Annotated in this window: 1 protein-coding gene and 1 pseudogene; one reads left to right on the forward strand and one right to left on the reverse strand. The window is 34.7% G+C overall.

What is annotated here, in order from left to right; genetic code table 11:
- Window positions 1–126, forward strand: a 126-nt coding sequence (locus ACFINC_RS09860) for an inorganic diphosphatase (RefSeq protein WP_375617100.1), incomplete at its 5' end; no start/stop codon positions are given.
- 51 nt (window positions 127–177) lie between these two features.
- On the opposite strand, the pseudogene ACFINC_RS09865 reads toward ACFINC_RS09860, so the two are convergent.
- Window positions 178–265 (reverse strand): annotated as a pseudogene (locus ACFINC_RS09865) (DUF167 domain-containing protein); the annotation flags it as partial.

The following is a 265-nucleotide window of genomic DNA, read 5'->3' on the forward strand; positions in this document are numbered from 1 at the left end:
GAACATTTCTTCAAGCATTATAAAGATTTGGAGCCTGGGAAATGGGCTAAAATTGAAGGGTGGCGTGATAAGAACTTCGCGCATGAACTCATTAAGCAAGCCGTTGAACGCAATAAAGAAATATAACAATTTTAATATAATAAAGCCTATTTTTGATAGGCTTTATTATTTATTTTTCTACGAGATACAATCTCCAAAGGATTGCCATATCTGCTTTAGCTCCTCTAAATGTGTTGAAAAATGAAGCCGTTTGTAGCGAGATGTT

The organism is Bartonella sp. AP58NXGY, assembly GCF_042195785.1.
Taxonomy (GTDB): domain Bacteria; phylum Pseudomonadota; class Alphaproteobacteria; order Rhizobiales; family Rhizobiaceae; genus Bartonella.